Genomic DNA, 25,245 nt, shown 5'->3' with positions numbered 1-25,245 from the left:
AAGAAAAACCCTCCATTCTATTCTTTTTGGAGGATGATCTCATGAAGGCGGTGAAGATCGTAGGTGGGTTTTATTTGACACTTATGTGAATAATAAAGGATATTTGAGTCTTTTTCTCATTAAAGGTGTATTTTTTCGATTAATGGGGTATAATAACCTCATAAGTTCGAGAATTTTTCGGAGGAATCCATCATGTTGGTTCAATTTAGTGTAGGGAATTTCTTATCCTTTAGAGAAAAAGTAACGTTAAGTATGGTGGCGGCAAGTATTAAGGAACACAAGGAGACAAATGTCTTTAAAACACCAAAGGGATTAGGTCTGTTGAAAAGCGCTGTGATTTACGGGGCAAATGCAAGTGGAAAGAGCAATCTTTTGAAAGCAATGGCTTTTATGAAGCGGTTTATCAAGAATTCTTCAAAGGAAGGACAAGTGGGAGAAGAAATTGAGGGGGTTGAAAGCTTTCGGCTAAACATCGCCACCATTGATCAACCCAGTTTTTTTGAAGTGGTTTTTCTGGATGGTACTACATTGTACCGATATGGTTTTGAAGTGGATCCCATCAGCGTTAAACGGGAATGGCTGTATTATGCTCCCAAAAGAAAAGAAATTGAGTTATTTACTCGAGAACTGGATCACTTTGAAATCTCCAGACATTTTGAAGAGGGGGTGGGATTGGATAAAAGAACCCGAGAGAATGCATTATTTTTATCTGTCGTAGCCAATTTTCAAGGAAAGATTTCATCGAGGATTCTTAAATGGTTTAGTAATTTTCATGTGATTTCCGGATTGGAAGATGGCTACTTTTCCTATACGAGGCGGATGTTGAAGGAGGAACCTTTTAAACAGAAGGTGATCAATTTAATTCGAGCGGCGAACTTGGATATCGATGATATTTCAGTGGGTGAAGAGGAAATTCCGAGAGGTTTCATCGAAGATGTGATGAAGAATCTGACTGGAGGTCAAAAGAGGGAAATTACATTTAGAATTCAAAACTTTACCCTAAATACCTTACACAAGAAATTTGATCAAGAGAATCAATTTGTGGGTTATGAGGAATTTCAGTTATTTCATCATGAATCTGAGGGTACAAGAAAATTGTTTTCTTTATTTGGACCGATTATTGATACCCTTGATAATGGAGCCATTCTGCTCGTGGATGCATTGGATGCGAAGTTACATCCCATTCTAACAAAATTTATTATTCATTTGTTTCATTCGGAAACCAATCCTAAGAATGCCCAATTGTTGTTTAATTCCCATGACACCAATCTCCTGAATAGGAATTTTTTCAGAAGGGATCAAATTTGGTTCACTGAGAAAGATGAGTTTGGGGCGTCCGATTTATATTCCCTTGTGGACTATAACGTAAGAAATGATGCTTCATACGAAAAAGATTATCTGCAGGGTAAATATGGTTCCATCCCATATATCGGACAATTTCATTTTTTTCAAGATGAGAAAGATGGTGCCAATTATGGGGACCGATGATTTATTTAAAAAAGGGAGATTGAGAAACCTTGGTGAGTATAAAAGATCAGAAAAGAAAAAGGGTGAAGTCCGGGACCTATTTTTAATTGTGTGCGAAGGGACAAAGACAGAACCAAACTATTTTAATTCCTTCCGCTTGGTGAATGTCGATGTGGTGGGTGTTGTAATTATAACCCTGAGGCCAACAATCCGTCGACCACGGTTCATCGATTGGTACAGGAGTTAATGAAGTGGAAATAGAAGGTCCTTTCATAGAAAAAAGGCATGACCATCAGCATCATGCCTTAGCAATATGAACGGTTAGGATTATATCAGCATGGTTCATGCATTAGTAACCCACCGCGGCTCCATCTCCACGGGGATCCGCCCCACCATACTTGACATTGGTATTCGGCTCAATCAGGATGGCTCCGGCGTGTCCCATCGTGTCCGTATAATCTTCTACGACATTGACGGGATGTCCTCTCCGAACCAACTCGTAAATCACCTCTTTGGGCACTCTTCCCTCAATTTTCAAATCATTGGAGGCCGCCCCCCATGTTCTGCCGTGTAAAAAGCGGGGAGCCTCAATCGCATCCTGCACGGAAAATCCGTAATCCACAATTCGGGTTACCAGCAAAGCTTGTGTCTGGGGTTGCCCTTCCCCGCCCATGGTGCCGTAAACAAGGTATGGTTTTCCATTCTTAAACAGCATGGCGGGATTTAAGGTGTGGAACGTTCTTTTCCTCGGTTCAAGATGGTTAATATGCGTAGGATCGAGGGAGAAGAAGCTGCCCCGGTTTTGTAGTAATACGCCCGTCCCTTTGACCACGATTCCCGATCCGTAGTCATGATAGATGCTTTGAATAAGGGATACCGCATTCCCCTCTTTATCCACGATGCCTAGCCAGACCGTATCCCCTTTCGGATCGAGGGGGGTCACCACTTGGGCCGCCTTTTTCATATCAATGCGAGCCGCCAAATCTTTACCATGCTGTTTTGACAGTAAATCCTTTACCGGAATCTCTACAAAGGCCGGATCGGTGAGCCATTTATCCCGATCCGCAAAAGCTTGTTTCGTCGCCTCGACCAAAAGATGATAATAATCGGCGGAGCCCTCCGGGATTTTTTTCAGATCAAACTGATTTAAGATGTTTAAAATCGATAGAGATGCCATCCCCTGTGTATTGGGAGGAAGATTATAGGCGGTATAGCCCCGGTAGTCTACTGAAATGGGGTCGACCCAGTCGGCGGTATGTTGCTGAAAATCATTCAGAGTTAATACCCCTCCGTTCGCCTGAAGTTCAGCGACGATCTTTTGTGCGATTTCCCCTTTGTAGAAAGCATCTGCTCCTTTTTGGGCGATGGTTTTTAAGGTTTTCGCCAAGTCAGGCTGCTTAAAAACTTCCCCTGTCTTGTATGGCTCTCCATTTGGCTTTAAGTAGGTAGATTTAAAACCTTCGAATCTTTGAAGATTACGAAACTCGGAATCGGTAGGGTCGATATTGATCTTGGTCCACATTTCTTGACTGGGCGATATGGGAAATCCATTCTCCGCATACCCGATCGCCGTCTCCAGAAGTTGACTCCAGGGGAGATTATTTCCCATCGTCTTGTTTGCGTACTGATAGGCTTCCCACCAGCCGGACACGGCACCGGGGACCGTGTTGGCGGCCAAATATCCCCGGGAGGGAATCTTTTCAAACCCTTTTTCTTTGTAGAAGGAAATCGTCGCCTTTTCGCCGGAACGACCGCTTGCGTTAAGCGCCTTTAGCTCATTTGTTTTTGCATTATAGATGAGCCAAAAATTATCGCCGCCAATGGAATTCATATGAGGATAAACAACCGCGAGGGTGGAAGCGGCGCTAATCGCGGCGTCTACGGCATTACCCCCATTCTGCAGAACGCGTAAGGCGGCTTGGGAGGCCAAGTAATGGGGCGTCGTTACCATCCCGTTTAGCCCCATCGTCGTCGGGCGGTTGGATGCAGAACTAGGATACATGGTGCCAAACAACACCCCCACCAGCAAGAGTACGATAAAAATTCTTTTCAATCTTCCTCATCTCCTTTATCTTAAATCTTCAAACCATTTTCGGGCAATGGGCGGATGAACTTATTCCGCCGCCAGTTTGAATGATCGAGTGAGGGCTTCCAGTTTCTCAGCCCGCTCCGATAATTGACGCATATGTTCAAAAATATCCCGGGTCATGGCGCTCTGTTCCTCTACAGATGCGGCTACATTTTGTGTATTGGAGTTGGTTTCTTGATGAAAAGCGCTCAATTCATAAATGGATTCGGCAGCCTTTTGGGTTTTCTTGTTGATCTTCATGATCGCCCCGTTAACCCCGTTCATCTCATCAACCAAACGATCGATATGGCTCAGAATTTCATCAAAGCTGGTCCCTGTGCTTTTTACCACCTGAATCCCTTCATTCACGGATTGGCTCCCTTTAAGTACGGCGTCACGGCTTTTTTTCGTCTCATTCATGATGTCGTCGATGAGGTTCTGAATTTCCCCGGCCGACCGATTCGATTGTTCCGCCAGTTTTCTCACCTCATCCGCCACGACGGCAAAGCCTTTTCCGTGTTCTCCCGCCCTTGCTGCTTCAATGGCCGCATTTAAAGCGAGAAGGTTCGTTTGGGATGATATTTCCGTAATGACATTGACGAACTGATGAATCTCCTTCATGCGCTCCGTCAGTTTCCCGGTTACCTCTTCAATGAAGTGAACGGCATCATGAATATTGTTCATCTGTTCTACCGTTTCTTTGATCTTTTCTTTCCCTTCTGCACTTACTTCCTTGGTCTTAGAGGAAATGTCGGTCACCTTCTGAACATAATTTGATGTATCATCGAGATCAATGGTTAATTCCTCCATGAAATGAGTAAGCTCCTGTAGGTTTTCAGCGCTTTTCTCCGCTCCGGATGCCACCTCTTCAATGGATGCGGAGATCTCTTCCGCCGCTTTGCTCAGTTGTTCCGATCCTTCCGAGAGATGGTTCGTGGCGCTTTTCATGAGAGAAGAGGCATCTTTCACTTCTGTGATGACGTGATTCATTTGACGAATCGAATCATTCAGACTGTTCGCCATATCGCCAAATTCATCCTTGCTACGCGTCTCAATCTTTTCTGTAAAATCGCCTTCTCCCATTTTCTGAACCACAGTTTTCATATGGTTTATCTGTTTCACAAAACGTGAACTAATAAACAAGGAAACAATAATGACGGCGATGACCCCCAAAACCGATATGAGAATGGATAGATTCCGCGATTCGTTGGCTTCTCTATAAAAATTGTCATAGTAAGAACCCATGACGATCACCCAATCCCAAGGTTCGAAATAGCGTAAATAAGCGATCTTCGGGCGCGGGGTTGTCTCGCCGGGGTTTTGCCACATAAAACTGTAATAGCCTTCTTTTTGGTTGTACATTTCCCGGTTGACCCGTTTTCCTTCTACGTTCGGGTCATCCTTGATCTGCCCTTCGAAGTTTTTCGGATGCATCACGGCTCGTATCTCTTTGTTATAGGCGAAGAAATAATCTCCTTCACCAATCCGCGGAGAATTGGCGGGGATTTTTCTCGTCCCGTCCGGCTGTTTTTCTCCAACGAGAGCGATTCGGAATCGCTCCTGTGCCTCATCTCGGGTTAGCTTCCCTTCCTTGACCTCCGATTCTAATTCTTCGGCCAATACGTAAGCGCTATCCACGATCATTTTAAGGGCCTGTTTTTTCGTCTGAATGAGTGATTCCTTTGAAAAATAGTAGTTTGTAAAGCTAAGACCAAGTAGAGGGATCACGGATACAAGCAGAAAAAAGACGAGTAATTTTGTTTTTAAGGATCGAAACGTAAATAAACCTCCTTTCTTTTTCGCCGTTTGTGAATCCTGTGCCTTTCCCATCTGCGCTTCACCTCCTGCAGAAATAGAAATATAAAAAAGGGACGTTGTGATGTCACCTTTTTTGCACAATCTAGATGTAAAACATAGTGACAAGGAACCGGTTGGCATCGTACGATAAAGAGACGAGCCTCTATAGCATGGCGATCTCCCTTTTCGGAAGGATCGGTTTTTCTGCCTCCATGATTCGATAATTTTTACCTTCTTTTATTCTAAATGTTTAACATTGCATTACAATAGGATTTATTGGCTATTTTTTGGAGGATCGGTATTGAACAGGAGGGTATCAACGAGCGAAGAATTGCGGAAATTGAGAGATTTAACCTTTTGATTCCATGGGGAGAAAGTCTGTCTATGATGTAGGCATCAAGATTCAATACGTTTACAGATTAACCGGTAAGCAAGAACCGCAAGCGGAGTGCATTTGCCTATCCGTGGCGGGCAAATCGGGTTATGTTGGATGGCAGTTGAAGCATCCACAAGGATCTGACCTATTCAAAAGTTAACCTCCATATGCCGATAATCCCAATAGGATGAATTTCTCCAGGGAGGGAGAAGGTATGGAAATCGATCGGATTACCCAGGGAGGGGTTAGGCCGGTTACACCTGTGACACCCGGTCGGAGGGTGAGCCCAGGAATGGCTGAGGATGTATTTATGATCAATGGAATGAAAGATCAGGACCGGGATAGGGAGAACCCTGGGCGAGATGCGAAGGCCGCCCGGGAGAGGGGAACCCTTACCCCTGAGGAGGCGAAGAAGGCGGTGGAGGGCTTTAATGCCATCCTGAATCCCACCCATTCTCATTTGAAATTTTTGTATCACGAAAAGATTGGTGAGTATTACGTTCAGATCATTGATGACAATACCAATGAAGTGATCCGGGAGATTCCCCCGAAAAAGCTCCTTGATATGGTGGCCAGCATCTGGGAGCAGATCGGGTTAATCATCGATGAAAAGGTGTAGCGCCCGCTGTGGGTGGGGATTGAAATGAGAGATAGCGAACGTGAAACGAAGTGAAAGGAGGAAAAAAGATGGCTACGAGTATTTCAGGTAGCGGCAGTAGCAGTACCCTGTATTGGAACCGGATTTCCGGCCTCGCATCTGGGATGGATACGGAATCCATCGTAAAGAAACTGATGGATGCCGAGCGAATCCCATTGGATAAGATGATGCAGAAGAAACAGCTGCTCGAATGGCAGCGGGATGCCTACCGGGAGATGAATTCCCTGCTGTTGGACTTGCGAAATGCCGCCTTTGATATGAAGCTGCAGGGGACGTACCTTACGAAGAAGGTAACTTCTTCTGATCCCAGTGTAGTAACTGCAACTGCTGGCACCAATGCACAATTAGGGATTCATAAGATTTACGTGGATAGTGTGGCCAAAGGAGTCTCGCTGGTAAGTTCCCAAAAACTCCCTTCTTCTTCATCTTCTTCGGGGGATACACTCAATCTGGCAACGCAATTTGGATTAACCAACACACCAACAGTCACCTTTACTTTAAATAATAAAGAAACATTCACCTTCGATACTGCGAAAGAAACAATCTATGATGTGGTAAAAAGAATTAACGAGGCCAATCTTGGCGTCACCGCATCCTTTGATTCAACATATGGCCTCTTTTTCCTGAATACAACCTCCACAGGGAAGAGCGCTAATATAGAGATTACCGATGGTGCAGAGAATTTCGTGAGGGACATGCTAAAGATCACCCCAGGAAACTACCATGGAGATGATGCATCCATTCGCTATGTGGTGGATAATCAGGTTAATGGTGTTACGATCACAAATAGTAGCAACGCCTTTTCCATCAACGGTCTTAACCTCACATTAAACGGCACCACATCCTCACCGGTTCAACTCACCGTCTCCAACGATACCGACGCCGTCTTCGATAAGATCGTCCAGTTCATCGGGAAATATAACGACACGATCGATAAGATCAACGCGAAGCTGTCCGAACCGAAGTATCGGGATTATCTCCCCCTCACCGACGCCCAACGGGAGGCGATGACGGATCAACAGGTGGAGAAGTGGGAAGCAAAGGCGAGAAGCGGAATTCTGCAGCGGGATGACCTCCTCCAAGGGACCCTGTACCAACTCCGCGCCGGTTTCTCCAATTCCGTAGCCGGACTCGACCCTTCCATGGACAGCATGTTTGATCTGGGGTTTACCACAGGTTCCTATGAAACCAATGGGAAAATCATAATCGATGAGACGAAGCTCAGGTCCGCTTTGGAGCAGAATCCGGAGAAAGTGATGGCTCTCTTTACCCAGGTCGATACAGATCCCAATGATAACGTGGACGAACGGGGGTTAGCCGTCCGCCTCTACGATTCGCTAAATTCTGCGATCAAAAAGCTGACCGATAAAGCCGGAAGCCCGGCGATGACGACGGATACGGAAAGCGTCATCGGGAAAGCATTGGATCAGTTAGCGGATGATATGAGCAATTTTGAAGATCACCTAAAACAAGTGGAAGACCGCTATTGGCGGCAGTTTACCGCCATGGAGCAGGCGATCCAGCGGGCCAATATGCAGAGCGGCTGGTTGATGCAGCAGTTTGGCGGCGGGCAGTAACCCGATGAATAAGAGAGGAACTACCGACAACAGAACTTCCTAAATGGAACGAGAATGGAACGAGCATTTCAGCAGAGCGATAAACAGAGCGATAAACAAAGGATGTACGGCAAAGGGAAGGAGATAACCGATGAACGCTTCGCAGGTGTACCAGGAGCAGCAGGTGTTAACCGCCTCACCGCAAGAGCTGGTTCTTATGCTCTATAATGCAGGCATCCGCTTCTCAAAAATGGCCAAAAAGGCTATCGAGGAGAAGCGTTACGAAGAGGCTCACCGCCACCTGATTCGGGTGCAGGATATCCTTACCGAACTTGAGCTTGGCTTAAACCGGGAGATTGAAATCGCGAACCAGATCGGCGATCTCTACGATTTCATGAAACGGCATACCGTAGAAGCCAATGCGAAAAAAGATGTGGGAAAAATCGATGAGGTGATCGGCCTCTTCGAAGATTTTCGATCCACCTGGAAGGAGGCGATGGAGAGGGCGAGGAGTGAAGCGCCTTCTTCCGTCTAAGAAGATGACGTCTAGGAAGCTGGAATCTAAATTTTGCAATCAATGTCAAATAACTTAACGTTTATCTCGTATACAAAGATCAATTTTCTGGACGAAATGGCGATATAGGACTATAATGAGCCGTATAAAGTATACGGCTCTTTTTCGTGAGCGGAGGGATGGTGATTCATGCCGAAAGAGAACGGTACATGGGAAACTCTCACGGCCTACCTTTTAATGACTGAAGAAGCCATAGCTCATGCCAAGGAGGGAGAGATCGAAGCGATTGCGGAATCACTGGATCGGCGGGAGGAGATGATTCGCCGTCTTCATGATCATGTAGAGAACCGAGGAGAAAAAGAATCGCTTCAAGCCCTCATGGAGAAGATCTATGCCAAGGAAGAGGAGCTTCAGTATCATCTTCATCGGCTCCGGGATGAGGCGAAGGAACAGCTCTCTCGCATCCATCGGGGGAAAGTGGCCCGAGCCGGCTATAAGCAAAGCTATGATTCGCCTGGAGGCGGATTTATTGACCGCCGCATCGGAGAAAACCGTCGTAGGTGAAAGAATTTTCCGAAATAAGGATTCATGAGGCGAAAACCTCGGCCCATCCCTTGCGGGTGAAATAGAGTCAGATGGGGTGTTCCGGATGCCCAATGATGGAAATCGTAAACCACCGGGAGGCGATCTTTACTGATGAAAATAAGCCGCGGATCGCAAAAGAAAGAAATTACTTCTTCGTTCTCTCTTCGAACCGTCCGGTCCTCCAACGGTCCTGCCTTTGACGATCTTCTGAAGGAGAAAGAGGAGGAACAGGGGGCAAGGCGCCTTAAAAGCCTTCTTGCCGAGATCGAAGATCAGGGGGGAAAATTGACCCTTACCCGCACGTTGGATGATTTAAACCGTTACAAAAAACTGGTCAGAGAATTTCTCGATGAAGCCCTATCGCAAGCGCTCCGCGTCGAAGAGAGGGTGGGCTCCAACTACAGAGGCCGGATGAAGGTGTACCGTCTCGTGGAGGAGGTTGACAGCCATCTGGCGCGCCTGACGGAGGAAATTCTGCGAAATCAGTCGGAAGGACTAGTTCTTTTGGAGGAGATCGGGGAGATAAAAGGTTTACTTATCAATTATTTTGTGTGATGATCCGGCTGGAAAAAAGAACAGGATGAAATGAAATTAAAATGATGGTATAAATATACAAGGAGAATCCTCATTCAACTTTTCATCTCTCAAACGCTTTAATGCACACACGTTTTCAAGCATTACCAGGGTAAATTCTTTAAAATACCGTTCCGTGAAACGGCGTTTCCATTCACAGAACAAGGAGAATCGATGTTCCTGTGAAAAGTATGGATAAAAGCCGCGGGGACCGCGGACAGCTTGAAACGGTTCTTTCTAGGCGAATTGGAAAAATAAAACATTATAATGGAAATAAAGATTCTATTGAAAAGTTTCAGAAATAATATTATAGTAATAGATAGTGTTTGGATTATAGGTCCTATGGACCATAATCATAAAACCATTTTTTATAAGGGGGTTTTGGTGAACAAAATGAAACGAACCAACAAATGGCTTCCCGCCCTATTGGTTCTCGTCCTGGCCCTAGCGGTAGGCTTGGCGGGATGCGGCGGTAACCAGAACGCGCAGCCTTCGGATCAGGGGCAAAACAATACGGGAGATCAGGGGCAAACGGCTAAGCCGGCAGATGTCCAGGAGCTTCATCTGATGCTCTCCGACGAGCCGCCGGCCCTTGATGCGCAGATTACCACGGACCAATTATCCATTCTTTTGCTAGGAGCCGTTCAGGAAGGGCTCGTTCGTGTCAACCAGGACGGGATTCAGCCTGGGATCGCTGAGAAATGGGATGTATCCCAGGATGGATTGAAATACACCTTCCATCTGAACAAGAACGCCAAGTGGTCGAACGGCGATCCGGTGACCGCCCAAGACTTCTCCGATGCCTGGGAGCGGGCGGCCAATGCGGAAAATGCATCCCAATACGCCAGCATGATCACCGACTACATCAAAGGAGCGAAGGAGTACTACGATTACACCAACTACCTCGTTCTCAAGAAGCAATATGAGACCGATAAAGCGACGTATGAAAAGAACAACAAACAGGATGACGGCACCGTTCCCACGCCCGATGTGGTCGCTTTCGGCAAGCCGGTCAAAGATCCACAACCGGTTACCTGGGATCAGGTGGGCGTGAAAGTGGTTGACCCCAACACCTTGGAGGTGGAATTGACCCAGGCGGTTCCCTACTGGCTGGAGCTGACCAGCTTCCCAACCTACTTGCCGATCAACAAGAAATTCTATGAGGCCAACAAGGATAAATATGCTACCGAACCGCAATATTTGCTCTATAACGGACCTTTCGTCTTGCAGGAATGGCTCCATGACCAAAAGGTAACCTTGACAAAGAACCCCACCTATTGGGATGCCAACACGGTGAAGCTGGAGAAAATCACCTTCGACATCGTGAAAGATTCGAACACCGAGTTGAACCTCTATGAAGCGGGCGACGTGGATCGCACCGGACTAACCCGGGAGCAGGTTCCCCAATATAAGGACGATCCGAACTTCAAAACCTTCCCGGAAATGGCGCATTTCTATTTTGAGTTTAACACCAAGGTAAAACCCTTCGACAATGCGAAGGTACGTAAGGCCATCTCCCTGGCCATCGACCGCAAAGCCTATGTGGATACCATCCTGAACAACGGTTCCGAACCGGCCTACGGCTTGGTGCCCAACGGATTCCTCGCCTACTCCGGAGCAACCAAGACCTTCCGTGAACTTTCCGAAGCGAAATACGGCGGGCCTCTCTTTAAGGATGATCCTGCACAGGCGAAACAACTCCTCGCCGAAGGCTTGCAGGAGTCGGGCATCGATCCGAAGAGCTTCAAATTTGAACTTCTTGGCGACGATACCGACACCGCCCGCAAAGGAAACGAATTCCTGAAGGCAATGTGGGAGCAAAATCTCGGCATCAAGGTTGACTTGGTTCAGGTTCCGTTTAAAGAAAGGCTGAAACGCTCCCGTGAAGGAAACTTCCAGGTTGTCATGAGCGGATGGGGGCCTGACTACAATGACCCCAACACCTGGCTCTTCCTCTTTGAAACCAACAGTCCTTACAACGATGGGAAATACTCCAACAAGACTTATGATGAACTGGTCGCCAAAGCCCGTGCGGCGAAAACCGTCGACGAGCGGGTCGACTACTTCATCCAGGCTGAGAAAGTTCTCATCCAGGACGATATGGGGATCGCCCCGGTATACTACCGGAATCTGGCTTCTCTCCAACGGCCTTATGTAAAAGGGCTCTTCGAAAAGACGTTTGGCGCCCAATTTGAGTACAAATGGGCTTATATCGAAGGGAAAAACCAATAGGATGAACATCGTTGTGTGAACCGATTGCGCCGAAAGAACAAGGAAGTTCACCCCTTCCTTGTTCTTTTCGGTGCAGGGGTTCCTCATTTTTCGTCATCTTCTATAGAAAGGAGTGGGAGCTTTGCTTAGGTATACGGCAAGGAAGTTTGCCCTCATGCTCTTTACCCTCTTTGTCATCGCTACGATTACCTTCTTTCTCATCTATCTGCTCCCCGGCGGACCCTACCAGGATCCGACAAAAATCACCCCTACGGTAAAGGCGTTGTTTGACGCAAAATATGGACTGGATAAGCCTGTGCCCATCCAATATCTTCGTTATTTGGAGAATTTGATCCATGGTGATTTGGGTCAATCCTATAAATATTTGAACCGGACGGTAAACGACATTATTGCCCAGACGTTCCCCGTCTCGGCACAGCTCGGATTGCAAGCCATTCTTTTCGGAGTGCCGATCGGCCTTATCTTTGGAATACTCTCTGCTTTGTTTCGTGGAAAAGCAGTTGATTATATATTCGTCTTCATTGCCATTTTAGGCGTCTCCATTCCCAGTTTCGTGTTGGCCGCCGTTTTTCAATATTTCCTAGGATTAAAACTGGGTTGGTTTCCGGTGGCGCGCTGGGGGACTTTCGCCCACACCATCCTTCCCTCCCTGTCATTGGCGGTCGGGGTGATCGCTCTGATTACCCGGCTGATGCGCACCTCCATGTTGGACGTGCTGGGCTCTGACTATCTCCGCACCGCGAAGGCGAAAGGGTTAAGCAATGGGGTGGTGATTTGGAAGCATGGGATCCGCAATGCCCTGCTCCCCATCGTCACCATCTTCGGAACCTTGGTGGTCGATCTCATCACCGGCTCCATCATCATCGAGCAAATCTTCGCCGTCCCCGGCGTTGGGAAGCATTATGTCAATTCCATCAACACCAATGACTACACCCTGGTTATGGGGTTAACCATCTTCTACAGCGCCATGTTCATCTTCGCCATTTTTATTACCGACATCGCCTATGGATTGGTAGACCCACGCATTCGCACCACAGGGGGAAAGGAGTGAGAGCATGAACGGCCAACCGCAGATTGAACTGAACGAAAATCTTTTTAGACCCCTGAAGGGTGAGATGGATGCAGAGCTCATCTCCCGCCCCAGCATCACCTTTTGGCAGGATGTGTGGAGAAGGCTTCGGCAAAATCCGGTAGCCATGGCTTCCCTTATATTTCTTCTTCTCGTTCTTTTCTTTGCCATTTTTGCGCCGATTTTTAGTCCCTATAAATATGATGCGTTGACGTTAAATGAGGTAAATCTACCTCCCGGGGGGCAGCACTGGTTCGGCACCGATGAATTTGGCCGGGATTTATGGGTACGCGTCTGGATCGGGGCGCGGATCTCTCTCTTTATCGCCGTCGTGGCCGGGATCATTGATCTCCTCGTCGGGGTGATTTTGGGGGCCCTTGCCGGTTATATCGGTGGCAAGTTTGACAGCTTCGTCATGCGGGTCATCGAGATTCTGGCCGGAATTCCCTGGCTCGTCATGGTGATCCTCTTCATGCTCGTCCTGGGAACAGGGATCGCATCGATGATCGCGGCGATGGCGGTCACAGGCTGGGTTACCATGGCCCGTTTGGTTCGGGGTCAAGTGATGCAGCTTAAAAATCAGGAATTTATCCTGGCGGCAAAGACCCTTGGGGCTCCCTTAAGCCGCATCATGAGTAAGCATCTTCTACCCAACGTATTGGGAATTATTATCGTCCGCCTCACCATGAATATTCCTGCCATCATCTTCACGGAGGCCATCTTAAGTTTTCTTGGATTAGGTCTGCAGCCGCCCCTTGCTTCCTGGGGGGTGTTGGTCAACGATGGATTTCAACTGATCCGATCCTACTCTTGGAATTTCTGGTTCCCGGCGATTGCGATCAGCCTTACCACCTTAGCCTTTAACCTCTTGGGAGACGGACTTCGCGATGCGATCGATCCGCGACTTAGAAAGTAGAGGGGAGGAGAGAATCGATGGCTAAGAACCCATTGCTTGAAGTAATCGACTTGCATGTCTCTTTTCATACCTATGCGGGAGAGGTAAAGGCGGTCCGTGGGGTATCCTTTGAACTGGAGGAAGGGGAGACCCTGGCGATCGTCGGTGAATCGGGCAGCGGCAAGAGTGTCACCTCCCAGACCATTATGCGCCTTCTTCCTTCTCCTCCCACCGAGATTAAGCAGGGAAAGATCCTCTTTAACGGCAGGGATTTGACCCGCCTGACGGACAAGGAGATGGAGAAGGTGAGGGGCTCCGAGATCGGCATGATCTTTCAGGATCCCATGACCTCCTTGAACCCGACCATGACGATCGGAAAACAGATTTCTGAGGGGCTGATCAAGCATTTTAAGAGAAGTCCGAGAGAAGCGATGAAGGAAGCGATTAATCTCTTGGAACTGGTCGGCATCCCGAATCCGGAGACCCGGGTGAAGCAGTATCCCCATCAATTCTCTGGAGGGATGCGGCAGCGGGCCATGATCGCCATCGCCCTCGCCTGCCGGCCCAAGCTGCTCATCGCCGACGAGCCTACCACCGCCTTGGACGTGACCATCCAGGCGCAAATTTTGGAATTGATGCAGTCCCTGCAGAAGAAGACGGGGACGGCGATTATCCTGATCACCCACGACCTGGGCGTGGTGGCGAAGATGGCTCATAAGGTAGCCGTCATGTACGCCGGACAAATCGTGGAAAAAGGTACCGTGGAGCAGATCTTCTATCGGCCTGAGCACCCGTATACCTGGGGGCTCATGCGTTCCATCCCCCGCCTTGACCTTCATACGAAAGGGGAATTGGTTGCGATTCCCGGTACCCCCCCGGATCTTCTCAATCCTCCGAAGGGTTGCCCCTTTGCGGCCCGTTGCGGTTATGCGATGGAAGTATGCAAAGAGCTTCCCCCGGACACGACCCATGTGGGACAAGGGCACCTGGTAAGCTGTTGGTTGAAGCATCCCATGGCACCTAAAGTGGAACCACCTGTAGGGATAGGGGGAATGAGACCATGAATCGAACGGCAAAGGTTCAAGAGACGAAGCATGAAAAAAGGAAAATACTAGAAGTAGAGAATCTGAAGAAATATTTCCGGGTAAAGCGAAACCTCTATGTAAAAGCGGTGGAGAATGTTACCTTTGATGTCTATGAAGGGGAAACGCTCGGCCTCGTAGGGGAGAGCGGTTCGGGAAAATCAACGGTGGGACGGACCATTATTCGCCTCTATGATGCCACCGATGGGGAGGTTCGTTTCCTGGGGAAAAATGTCCATCAACTTCCTCGCCGGGAGGTGCGGCAATTTAACCGGGATATGCAAATGATCTTTCAGGACCCGTATGCTTCCCTCAATCCCCGCATGACGGTGGCCGATATTATCGCCGAGGGAATTGACATTCATGGCCTGGCCCATAACCGGAAGGAGCGCATGGATCGCGTTTATGAACTCCTCGAGACGGTGGGCCTCAACCGGGAGCATGCAAACCGTTTCCCCCATGAATTTAGTGGCGGGCAGAGGCAGCGGATCGGGATCGCCAGGGCTTTGGCGGTTGAACCGAAGTTTATTATTGCCGACGAACCGATCTCAGCCCTAGACGTCTCCATTCAGGCCCAGGTGGTCAACCTCTTGGAACGGCTTCAGGCCGAAAAGGGACTCACCTATCTCTTTATCGCCCATGATCTCTCCATGGTGCGCCATATTTCCAATCGGGTCGGGGTGATGTATCTGGGAAGCCTGATGGAGCTCGCCTCAAGCTACGATCTGTATGAGGAGCCTCTTCATCCGTATACGAAGGCTCTTCTTTCCGCCATTCCCATCCCAGATCCGGATGTGGAGCATAAACGGGAGCGGATTGTTTTGGAAGGCGAGATTCCAAGCCCCATCAATCCCCCCAGTGGTTGCCGCTTCCGCACCCGTTGCCCCCATGCCTCGGAGCGGTGTGCCGCTCTTGTGCCGGAATGGAAAGAAGTGAAACAAAACCATTGGGTTGCTTGTCATCTCTATAGTTGAGTGGTGGCTTTCTTCATCTGTTTTGTGAATGGGTAAGGACTGGTGATTAAGATTCTGAGGAAGCGCTCTTTGGGGTCTTTCTTTACCCTTTCCGGCGGCTCCGGGCATTAAGCGGCGGGGCGATGAGTACGGTTGATTTTTTTGTGCATCGATGCTTGGTGCATCCGATGGCGCCGAGCTTTTGCGATGAGGGCCTCCCATGGTTCCTGGGCGCTCATGTTGTGCCCCGTTAGGCAGTGGACATTGCTTTTCTTTATGAGAGGAAGGGGAGTAAGAGGAAAGAAACGAAAACGAGGAGAAGACCCTCTGTAAGGAGGAGGAACCCTAAGCGGAGGTTCTCCTCTTTTCTTTCTTTCCGCGCTTCTTCTCGGTCTCCCTCCTCCACGTCGAGGAGTTCCTCCTCCTCTTTGGTGAGACGCCGGCTGAAGAGAGAGAAGCCCTTGACCAAAAGGTCGAAGGTTCCCCAGAGGATGATGAGGATGACGGATCCGACCAGAAAAAGGAAGAGCCCGACGAGAAAGGAATAATTGATAAAGGAGAGGAGAAAAGGTTTTTCCGAGCGAATAGCCATGAGGATGATGAAAAGGAGGATCCCCAAGAAGATGGGGATGTGGATTTTAAGGGCACGAACGTTCATGGACATCACCTGGACGAGGAATTAAAGCCATTATATCATAGAAGCGGTGTGTAGGAATCTGCTCACTTTTCCCGAAAGGGCTTTCAATTTAAGTTGACTGGGGTAATGGTAAGTGATATATTTTCATTATAAGCGATTGCTTAGAGTTTAATGAGAAGGGATGTATCGAATCGTGTTAGAAGGACGTGTAAAATGGTTTAATGCAACGAAAGGGTATGGGTTTATTGAACGCGAAGGCGGAGAGGATGTTTTCGTCCACTATTCTGCCATTAACGGAGAAGGTTACAAGACCTTGGAAGAAGGGCAGACGGTAGAGTTTGAAATCGTGCAGGGAGCAAGGGGCCCCCAAGCAGCCAATGTAACCAAGAGGTAAACCACCGAACGGTGACCATGCGATCAGACCCCCGATTTTCGGGGGTTTTCAAGTTATATTCCGAACATTAATTTCTTTTAAACAGATTGGGAAATGGCCCAAAAAACATGTATAATAGAGGTGTAACGAGAAGGGAGGAGAACAGATGGATTTCTTGATCCGTGGCGAGAACATTGAGGTGACACCTGCGTTAAAGGATTATGTCGAAAAAAGAATGAGTAAACTGGATAAGTATTTTGAATATGATCGGGACATCGAAGCCACTGTAACCCTGAAAGTGTATAAGGATGGGCATCGGGTGGAAGTGACCATTCCTCTGACAGGGCTTTTGCTCCGTGCCGAAGATAAGAGCGAGGATATGTATGCCTCGATCGATAATGTGGTGGATAAGCTGGAACGGCAGGTGAGGAAATATAAGACCCGGGTGAACCGGAAACTTCGGGAAAGCGATGGGCTGAAAGGTGCAATTTACATCAACGGAAACGGGAAGACGGAAAACCCGGATGAGGAAGAGGAATTGGAGATTGTCCGTACCAAACGGTTTAACCTGAAACCGATGGATGCGGAAGAGGCCATTTTACAGATGAATCTGTTGGGGCACAACTTCTTCGTCTTCCAAAATGTGGACACCAACGAAGTAAGCGTGGTTTATAAGCGGAAGGATGGCCGCTACGGATTGATTGAACCGGAAGCGTAATCGAATTGTGAATCCCTAGAGGGAATGAAAACGTATAAGAAAGGGAGACTTTTATAAAAGAAAGCCTCCCTTTCTTTTCCTTTTTCTTGTATTTCTCACCGGGGATTGGTACAATTCACTATGGGTAGTTTTAGGGAAAAATAGAGCGAGGTATCGCAGGGAAGGAGATCCTCCATGTTTAACGCATTGCGAAAAGTATTTCCGAGTTACAATGAGCGCGAGATCAAGAGATATATGCGGAAGGTTGAGGAGATTAATGCCCTCGAAGAGAGTATAAGTCGCTTAAGCGACGAAGAGCTCAGGCGGAAGACGGACCACTTTAAAGACCGGCTAGCCAAGGGGGAGACCCTGGATGATCTTTTGGTTGAGGCGTTTGCCGTCGTCCGCGAAGCATCCAAAAGGGTATTGGGCATGCGCCATTTTGATGTGCAGCTCATCGGCGGGATGGTTCTCCACGACGGGCGGATTGCCGAGATGAAGACCGGGGAAGGAAAAACCCTCGTGGCAACCTTAGCCGTCTACCTGAATGCGTTGGAAGGGAAAGGCGTTCATGTGGTTACCGTAAACGATTATCTGGCGGGCCGGGACAAAAACGAGATGGGAAAGATTTATGAGTTCCTTGGTCTTACGGTGGGGCTGAATGTCCATGGCCTTTCCAATCAGGAAAAGCAGGCGGCATACCAGGCGGATATTACCTACGGGACCAATAATGAGTTCGGTTTCGATTATCTCCGGGATAACATGGTTCTCTATAAAGAGCAGATCGTGCAGCGCCCCCTCCATTTTGCCATCGTCGACGAGGTGGACAGCATCCTGATCGACGAAGCGAGAACCCCCCTCATCATCTCCGGAATGGCGAAGAAGGGGACGGATCTCTACTATGCGGCGGATCGGTTCGCCTCCCGCCTCCGTGCCGATGAGGATTATACGGTCGATGTGAAAGCAAATGCCGCGACTCTCACGGAAAAAGGAGTGGAGAAGGCGGAAGAGTTTTTCCACATCGAGAACCTTTACGATCCTGCCAATATGGAGATTAACCACCATGTGCAACAAGCCTTGAAGGCTCATACCCTCATGAAGAGGGATGTAGATTATGTGGTGGAGGACGGGGAAGTGATCATCGTGGACGAGTTTACCGGCCGTCTGATGCATGGGCGCCGGTACAGCGACGGCCTCCACCAGGCCATCGAGGCGAAAGAGGGACTTAGGGTGCAGCAGGAATCGATGACGCTGGCCACGATTACCTTGCAGAATTATTTCCGGATGTATAAAAAGCTGGCGGGGATGACCGGTACCGCGAAGACGGAGGAAGAGGAGTTTAAATCGATTTACGGAATGGATGTTGTGGTTATTCCCACCAATCGTCCGATGATTCGGGTGGATGCCCCCGATGTGATCTTCAAAACGGAGCGGGCCAAGTTCCGTGCCGTTGTGGAAGAGATTAAACGGCGCCATCAGACGGGACAACCTGTCTTGGTTGGAACCATCTCCATCGAAATCTCGGAACTTCTCTCGGAACACCTGAAGAAGCTGAAGATTCCCCATAATGTCCTTAATGCCAAGTATCACGCCCAGGAAGCGGAGATTATCGCGAAGGCGGGTCAGAGAGGGGCGGTGACGATCGCCACCAACATGGCAGGGCGCGGTACCGACATTAAGCTCGGAGAAGGAGTAGCCGAGTTAGGCGGCCTCTGCATTATCGGGACGGAACGCCACGAAGCCCGCCGGATCGATAATCAGCTGAGGGGTCGTGCCGGTCGTCAAGGAGATCCTGGTTTTTCCCAATTTTACATCTCTATGGAAGATGACCTGATGCGAAAGTTCGGTTCCGAGAATATGATGGGAATGATGGATCGCCTGGGCTTTACCGAGGATGAACCCATCGAAAGCCGAATGATCACCAAAGCGGTGGAGACGGCCCAAAAGCGGGTAGAAGCCACCAACTTTGACCGCCGACGCGTCGTCCTCCAATACGATGATGTGATGAACCAACAGCGGGATATCATCTACTCCCAACGACGGGAGGTTCTTTTCAGCGAAAATGTGAAGCACATCATCATTTCCATGATGGAGAGCCACTTGAAGCATGTGGTAGGGGTTCATTGCCCGGATGAACTGGTTCCGGAGGAGTGGGATTTGGGAGCCCTCATCTCCCACCTGAACGGAACGATCTTCCAGGAAGGGGACCTGTCTGAGAAGGAGCTAAAGGGGAAGGAAAAAGAAGAAATCCTCGATTTTCTCATTGCGCGAACCCATGAGAAATATGAACGGCGGGAGAAGGAGATTACTCCCGAGGTCATGCGGGAGTTTGAAAAGGTGGTTCTTCTCCGTTCCGTGGATAGCAAATGGATGGATCATATCGATGCCATGGATCAGCTCCGCCAAGGGATTCATCTGCGGGCGTATGCCCAAACCGATCCGCTTCGGGAGTATCAGCTGGAAGGCTTCCAGATGTTTAATGAGATGATCCGAAGCATCGAAGAGGAGGTTTCTACCTATATCATGAAGGCGCAGGTGGGAGTCTCTTCCCTCGTCCGCGTTGCCGTGGCGGAAGGGGAGGCGGTTCAGCCTTCCGACGGGGAAGAAAAGCCGAAGAAGAGACAACCTGTGGTCCGTGGAGAAAAGATCGGACGAAACGATCCCTGCCCATGCGGGAGCGGAAAGAAATATAAGCACTGCCATGGGGCGATTCAACAACCTGTGGAGAATAAGTAAAATCCCTTTTCAGTGGGAATTTACCTTGATAAAATAATGGGGTATGGAAAAGGAAGGGGTATAGGACGATGGATTTTACAGAGATTAAACAGGAATTAACATCGCTGGAGAAGCGTCTGGCGGAAATCGGGAGGTCCCTTTGACGTCGAAGGGAAAAAGAAGCGAATCTCTCAATTGGAGGAGAAGATTGCAGCCCCCGATTTCTGGGATGACCAGGGAGAGGCTCAGAAGGTGATCGGAGAAATGAACGAGCTGAAGGAAAAGGTGGAACGTCTAGAGGAAATAGGCCGAGAATTGGACGACCTCCTGCTTACGTATGAACTGGCGAAAGAGGAAGGGGAAGAGGAAGCGTTTCTTCCTGAATTGGAAAAAGGGGTTCGGAAAGTAAGCCGGGATTTTTCCGAATTTGAACTGGAGCTTCTCTTAAATGAACCGTATGACAAGAACAATGCCATTTTGGAGCTTCATCCCGGGGCAGGGGGAACGGAGTCCCAGGATTGGGCCTCCATGCTTCTCCGCATGTATATCCGTTATGCGGAACGGCATGGGTTTAAGGTAGAAACCCTTGATTATCTGCCCGGAGAGGAGGCGGGGGTTAAGAGCGTCACGCTTCTTATTCGGGGAAAGAATGCCTATGGTTATTTAAAGGCGGAAAAAGGGGTACACCGTTTGGTTCGCATCTCCCCCTTTGACGCCTCGGGAAGACGCCACACTTCCTTTGTCTCCTGCAACGTTATGCCGGAAGTAGATGAAAACGTGAAGGTGGAGATCCGGGAAGAGGATTTGAAGATCGATGTCTACCGCTCCAGCGGTGCGGGAGGGCAGCATGTAAATACGACCGATTCTGCAGTTCGCATCACGCACCTTCCCACAGGAATCGTCGTCACATGCCAGTCGGAGCGCTCCCAGATCCAAAATAGGGAACGTGCCATGAAGATTTTGGCCGCACGCCTCCTGGAGAAAGAGATGGAGGAGCGGGAGAAGAAACTGGCCGAACTCGCCGGCGAACAAAAGGAGATCGGCTGGGGGAATCAAATCCGTTCCTATGTCTTTCACCCCTACAGCATGGTGAAGGACCACCGCACCAACTATGAAGTGGGCAACGTACAAGCCGTGATGGATGGGGAACTGGACGAATTTATCGATGCCTTCCTCAGGATGAAGCTATAGAAATTTCAGGGATGGGTGCAAGCCATTCTCTGCTTCCTTTTTAGGAGAAGGGGAGTCGGCTTGTTGCCTGATAGATCGTGAAGAAAAAGGATACAAGGAGGAGACGATCATGGAAAATAAAGCGGTTGAAGAGCGGGCCGTCACAGCCATCAGAGCCCTCTCCATCGATATGGTGGAGGCGGCCAACTCCGGCCATCCCGGGATGCCCATGGGGGCAGCCCCTATGGCGTACGCCTTGTGGATGAAGGAAATGAAACATAACCCGTCCAACCCGAGATGGTTTAACAGGGACCGTTTTATCCTTTCGGCGGGACATGGCTCAGCCCTTCTTTATAGTTTGCTCCACCTGACAGGGTACGGGCTTCCCATGGAGGAATTAAAGCGATTCCGCCAGTGGGGCAGCAAGACGCCGGGGCACCCCGAATATGGTCACACCGTGGGAGTGGAGGCGACGACGGGGCCCTTAGGCCAAGGGATTTCCATGGCGGTTGGGATGGCGATGGCGGAGGCCCATCTGGCCGCCACCTATAACAGGCCCGGTTACGAACTGATTGACCATTATACCTTCTCGATTTGTGGCGATGGCGATTTAATGGAAGGGGTCTCTGCGGAGGCCGCCTCATTGGCAGGACATATGGGGTTGGGAAAACTGATCGTCCTCTACGATTCCAACGACATCTCCCTGGACGGCCGGCTCTCTTTCTCCTTTACCGAAAGCGTCCGGAAACGCTTTGAATCGTATGGATGGCAATATCTGCGCGTAGAGGATGGGAATGATGTGGAGGCGATCCGGAAGGCGATTCGTGAGGCGAAGGAAGAAAAAAGCCGCCCGACGCTCATCGAGGTTCGAACCACCATCGGATACGGCAGCCCCAACAAGGCGGGAACCAGTAAGGCCCACGGCTCTCCCTTGGGTGCGGAAGAGGCGCGCCTGGCGAAAGAAGCCTATGGTTGGGAGTATGAACCCTTTACCATCCCCGAGGATGTTCGAAAACATTTTGCGGTGGTAAAGGAAGAAGGGAGGAAGGCGGAGGAGGCGTGGGACCGTCTTTTTGCCGGGTATAAGGATGTTTATCCGGAATTGGCCGGGGAGCTTATGGCGGCGATTGAGGGACGTCTCCCGGATGGATGGGACCGGGAACTTCCCAACTATGCCGCCGATGCTCCCAAAATGGCGACGAGGGAGGCATCGGGTGTTGCCCTCAACGCCATCGCCCGAAATCTCCCCACCTTGTTTGGAGGCTCCGCCGATCTGGCCTCATCCAACAATACGACCTTGAAAGAGTATCCGGTTTTTGAGACGAAGAATTATGCCGGGCGGAATGTTTGGTTCGGGGTGAGGGAACATGCCATGGGAGCGGCGTTAAACGGGTTGTCCCTCCATGGCGGAGTTCGCCCGTATGGGGGTACTTTCCTCGTCTTCTCCGACTATCTGCGCCCTGCCATTCGCCTGGCCGCTCTTATGAAGCAGCCGGTGATCTATGTCTTTACCCATGACAGCATCGCCGTCGGCGAAGATGGGCCGACCCATGAGCCGATTGAGCATATTCCGTCCCTCCGCCTCATTCCGGGCCTCATCGTGATGCGCCCCGCCGATGCCAACGAGACGATGGAGGCATACCGGTTCGCCCTCGGACAGAAGGAGCGGCCGGTCGCCATGATCTTAACCCGCCAGAAGCTGCCGATCCTGCCGGGAACGGTGAAAGGGGCAAAAGAGGGGGTACGAAGAGGGGCTTATGTGGTGGCGGACCCGACCGAGGGAAAGGTTCAGGCGATTCTCCTGGCGACAGGCTCGGAAGTAAGCCTGGCCGTGTCCGCCCAGAAAGCATTAGCTGAAAAAGGAATATCCGCCCGGGTTGTCAGCATGCCGAGCTGGGAGCTGTTTGAGGAACAACCGCAGGAGTATAAAGATTCGGTTCTCCTACCCCATGTGAAGGCTCGCCTTGCCATCGAAATGGCTATGCCTTTGGGATGGGAACGTTATGTGGGAGAGGCCGGGGAGGTCTTAGGAATTCGCACCTTCGGCGCTTCCGCTCCCGGAGATCAGGTGGTGGCGGAATACGGATTTACGGTGGAAAACGTGGTGGCCAAGGTGGAACGGCTGCTTCGAGCGCATGGATGAAATAACTCCTCTGGAATCAAAGAGAGCCCCCCACCCTTCCTTTTCGGGGAAGGTGGGGGGTTGCGTTTCATATCCGATGCTCCTTACGGACGGTTGGACTTGTGCCACATTTTCATTCCGATTCCGGCAAGCGCATCTTGGGAAGGAAACGCGAATGGCGCGTATTACATCGCTTCGGCGGCAATCGTGACGGTAAAAAAAGAGGCTGTCTTTGCGACAGCCCGTCGATGACAGGGTATATCAAGAAAAGGGGGTAACACCTGAAAGGAACCACGTTGCTTCCTACAGTTTTTATCATACAGGAGAATCTTTAATTTCATGTGAAAGAGATATTGAGGTTTTGTAAAGAATTGTGGTATACTACGGTACAAGCTGTTTATGTTAACGAAGATAAGAGGCCCTCTCATGGGCGAGAAGAGATGGAGGAGAGAAGAGATGAGAAGAGTTGTCGTAGGAATGGTTGCGCTTTTATTCGCACTAAGTGTCATCCTTGGAGGGTGCGGTCAAGGAGGGCCTCAGGGAAGTCAACCTTCCAATGGGAACCAAGGAGCAACGGATGCCGGCACTTCAGGAGAAGCGGGGAAAGAACAGGAGAAGACGTTTAAAATCGGACTGACCCAAATCGTGGAGCATCCCGCCCTCGATGCGATCCGTCAAGGGATCCTAAAAGGATTGGAAGAGCATGGTTTCACGGAAGGGAAGAATCTGGTTATCGATTACCAGAATGCCCAAAATGACCGGAATAACGCAACGAACATCGCCCAGAAATTTGTTGCGGAAAAGGTTGATCTCATCATCGCCATTACGACTCCTTCCGCCCAGGCGGCGGCCCAGGCGACCAAGGAGATCCCCATCGTCTTCTCAGCAGTGACGGACCCGGTAGCGGCAGGCTTGGTTGCCGCGTTTGACCGGCCCGGCGAGAACATCACCGGCACTTCCGATCTGGTTCCCATTTCACGCCAAGTGGAATTGATGCAGAAGTTCCTGCCTAACCTGAAGACGATCGGGATTGTATACAACTCCGGTGAAGTCAACGCGGAAGTTCAGGTCAAAGAGGCGGAGAAAGCGGCCCAAGAGAAAGGGATAAAGGTAGAAGCCTTAGGCGTCTCCAATAACACCGAAATTCAGCAGGCGGCGGAAAGCCTGGCCGGGAAGATCGATGCGTACCTGGTGCTGGTGGATAACATGATCGTCGCCGGTTTTGATACCTTGCAACAAGTGGCCGAAAAGGCGAAAATTCCTGTCTTTGCTTCCGACAGCGACACGGTAAAACGGGGGGCCGTGGCCACCTACGGGCTGGACCAATTCCAGATAGGGGTGCAGACCGGCGTGATGGCCTCCCGGATCTTACGAGGGGAGTCGCCAAAGAACATCCCCGTCGAGGTGCTGAAGGAAGTAAGTCTGACGGTAAATCCCGATGCGGTAAAGAAATATGGTCTAACTTTATCGGATGAACTGAAGAAGGAGATGGAAAAGACCCAAGCCAAGTAGGCCTGGGTCTTTCGAATCTTCTAATGGCCTACTGGCAATCCCCTTCTTACAGAGGCGATCGCCTAACTGTTTGCGCTTTCATCTTGTATACTTTGTGAAATCCATCACAACTAGATTGACGAAGCGAGGAGAATCGAATATGCTATAAACGTACCAAGAAAAATAGAAGAAAGCTGAAGGTTGCATCCGTTCGG

The 25,245-nt window shown here is 49.6% G+C and carries 21 protein-coding genes; 18 read left to right on the top strand and 3 right to left on the bottom strand.

The genetic code is table 11. The annotated features are described in order from the left end of the window. Nucleotides 1-192 precede the first annotated feature (192 nt). The gene (locus THEAE_RS21550; RefSeq protein ID WP_052330114.1) at nucleotides 193-1,488 is read left to right on the top strand and encodes an AAA family ATPase; all 1,296 of its coding nucleotides are present in this window, start codon (nucleotides 193-195) and stop codon (nucleotides 1,486-1,488) included. 328 nt (nucleotides 1,489-1,816) lie between these two features. Here THEAE_RS21550 and ggt read toward each other — a convergent pair whose 3' ends face one another. Further along, a complete protein-coding gene (ggt, locus tag THEAE_RS0116905; protein ID WP_052330269.1) occupies nucleotides 1,817-3,469 on the bottom strand; it encodes a gamma-glutamyltransferase in 1,653 nt (550 codons plus the stop codon). A 111-nt stretch (nucleotides 3,470-3,580) separates the two neighbouring features. Continuing rightward, complete coding sequence (locus THEAE_RS0116900) at nucleotides 3,581-5,365, bottom strand: methyl-accepting chemotaxis protein (protein WP_028988241.1); 1,785 nt, start codon at nucleotides 5,363-5,365, stop codon at nucleotides 3,581-3,583. Between the two features lie 557 nt (nucleotides 5,366-5,922). On the opposite strand from THEAE_RS0116900, the gene THEAE_RS21545 reads away from it, so the two are divergent. The 10 genes from THEAE_RS21545 (at nucleotide 5,923) to THEAE_RS0116845 (ending at nucleotide 15,846) form a co-directional block, all read left to right on the top strand. After that, entirely contained in the window at nucleotides 5,923-6,327 is a 405-nt protein-coding gene (locus tag THEAE_RS21545) for a flagellar protein FlaG (protein ID WP_052330113.1), read from the top strand. 68 nt (nucleotides 6,328-6,395) lie between these two features. Beyond that, nucleotides 6,396-7,943 (top strand): flagellar hook-associated protein 2, encoded by a 1,548-nt coding sequence (locus THEAE_RS0116890; protein ID WP_039944525.1) that lies wholly within the window; start codon nucleotides 6,396-6,398, stop codon nucleotides 7,941-7,943. 130 nt (nucleotides 7,944-8,073) lie between these two features. After that, nucleotides 8,074-8,457, top strand: coding sequence for a flagellar export chaperone FliS (gene fliS / locus THEAE_RS0116885; RefSeq protein ID WP_028988239.1), 384 nt, complete (start codon nucleotides 8,074-8,076; stop codon nucleotides 8,455-8,457). Nucleotides 8,458-8,625: 168 nt separating this feature from the next. Continuing rightward, a complete protein-coding gene (locus THEAE_RS0116880; protein ID WP_005587124.1) occupies nucleotides 8,626-9,000 on the top strand; it encodes a flagellar protein FliT in 375 nt (124 codons plus the stop codon). Between the two features lie 132 nt (nucleotides 9,001-9,132). Further along, nucleotides 9,133-9,576, top strand: coding sequence for a YaaR family protein (locus THEAE_RS0116875; RefSeq protein ID WP_052330111.1), 444 nt, complete (start codon nucleotides 9,133-9,135; stop codon nucleotides 9,574-9,576). Nucleotides 9,577-9,987: 411 nt separating this feature from the next. Next, complete coding sequence (locus tag THEAE_RS0116865) at nucleotides 9,988-11,826, top strand: peptide ABC transporter substrate-binding protein (protein WP_028988237.1); 1,839 nt, start codon at nucleotides 9,988-9,990, stop codon at nucleotides 11,824-11,826. Between the two features lie 121 nt (nucleotides 11,827-11,947). Further along, nucleotides 11,948-12,877 carry an ABC transporter permease gene (locus THEAE_RS0116860; protein WP_005587129.1) on the top strand — a complete coding sequence of 310 codons (930 nt, stop codon included), beginning with the start codon at nucleotides 11,948-11,950 and terminating at the stop codon, nucleotides 12,875-12,877. Between the two features lie 4 nt (nucleotides 12,878-12,881). Continuing rightward, complete coding sequence (locus THEAE_RS0116855) at nucleotides 12,882-13,811, top strand: ABC transporter permease (protein WP_039944524.1); 930 nt, start codon at nucleotides 12,882-12,884, stop codon at nucleotides 13,809-13,811. A gap of 17 nt (nucleotides 13,812-13,828) precedes the next feature. Further along, complete coding sequence (locus THEAE_RS0116850; RefSeq protein WP_028988235.1) at nucleotides 13,829-14,854, top strand: ABC transporter ATP-binding protein; 1,026 nt, start codon at nucleotides 13,829-13,831, stop codon at nucleotides 14,852-14,854. Next, nucleotides 14,851-15,846, top strand: coding sequence for an ABC transporter ATP-binding protein (locus THEAE_RS0116845; protein ID WP_052330108.1), 996 nt, complete (start codon nucleotides 14,851-14,853; stop codon nucleotides 15,844-15,846). Before THEAE_RS0116850 ends, THEAE_RS0116845 begins: the two co-directional genes overlap by 4 nt. A 253-nt stretch (nucleotides 15,847-16,099) precedes the next feature. Here the strand turns inward: THEAE_RS0116845 and THEAE_RS0116840 are convergent, their stop codons facing one another. Continuing rightward, entirely contained in the window at nucleotides 16,100-16,483 is a 384-nt protein-coding gene (locus THEAE_RS0116840; protein WP_028988233.1) for a DUF3899 domain-containing protein, read from the bottom strand. 172 nt (nucleotides 16,484-16,655) lie between these two features. Between THEAE_RS0116840 and THEAE_RS0116835 the strand changes: the two genes are divergently transcribed. The 7 genes from THEAE_RS0116835 (at nucleotide 16,656) to THEAE_RS0116805 (ending at nucleotide 25,051) form a co-directional block, all read left to right on the top strand. Further along, nucleotides 16,656-16,856: a cold-shock protein gene (locus tag THEAE_RS0116835; RefSeq protein ID WP_028988232.1), complete on the top strand. Its 201-nt coding sequence runs from the start codon at nucleotides 16,656-16,658 to the stop codon at nucleotides 16,854-16,856. 145 nt (nucleotides 16,857-17,001) lie between these two features. Further along, nucleotides 17,002-17,553 (top strand): ribosome hibernation-promoting factor, HPF/YfiA family, encoded by a 552-nt coding sequence (gene hpf, locus THEAE_RS0116830; protein ID WP_028988231.1) that lies wholly within the window; start codon nucleotides 17,002-17,004, stop codon nucleotides 17,551-17,553. Between the two features lie 174 nt (nucleotides 17,554-17,727). Continuing rightward, nucleotides 17,728-20,268, top strand: a complete 2,541-nt coding sequence (secA, locus tag THEAE_RS0116825) for a preprotein translocase subunit SecA (RefSeq protein ID WP_028988230.1) — start codon at nucleotides 17,728-17,730, stop codon at nucleotides 20,266-20,268. A gap of 68 nt (nucleotides 20,269-20,336) precedes the next feature. Further along, a protein-coding gene (prfB, locus tag THEAE_RS0116820; RefSeq protein ID WP_156920659.1) for a peptide chain release factor 2 occupies nucleotides 20,337-21,438 on the top strand; the annotation gives its coding sequence in 2 pieces (ribosomal slippage) (nucleotides 20,337-20,408 and nucleotides 20,410-21,438; 1,101 coding nt in all). Between the two features lie 109 nt (nucleotides 21,439-21,547). Further along, nucleotides 21,548-23,560 carry a transketolase gene (gene tkt, locus THEAE_RS0116815; RefSeq protein WP_028988228.1) on the top strand — a complete coding sequence of 671 codons (2,013 nt, stop codon included), beginning with the start codon at nucleotides 21,548-21,550 and terminating at the stop codon, nucleotides 23,558-23,560. 60 nt (nucleotides 23,561-23,620) lie between these two features. Continuing rightward, a complete protein-coding gene (locus THEAE_RS23165; RefSeq protein ID WP_156920658.1) occupies nucleotides 23,621-23,791 on the top strand; it encodes a hypothetical protein in 171 nt (56 codons plus the stop codon). 174 nt (nucleotides 23,792-23,965) lie between these two features. Continuing rightward, nucleotides 23,966-25,051, top strand: coding sequence for an ABC transporter substrate-binding protein (locus THEAE_RS0116805; protein WP_245605582.1), 1,086 nt, complete (start codon nucleotides 23,966-23,968; stop codon nucleotides 25,049-25,051). The last annotated feature ends 194 nt before the right edge of the window (nucleotides 25,052-25,245 follow it).

Origin of the sequence: Thermicanus aegyptius DSM 12793, assembly GCF_000510645.1 — a bacterium.
Classification (GTDB): Bacteria; Bacillota; Bacilli; order Thermicanales; family Thermicanaceae; genus Thermicanus; species Thermicanus aegyptius.
Note: the sequence above shows the minus strand (reverse complement) of the source record. Positions and strands in the feature narration are given on the sequence as shown.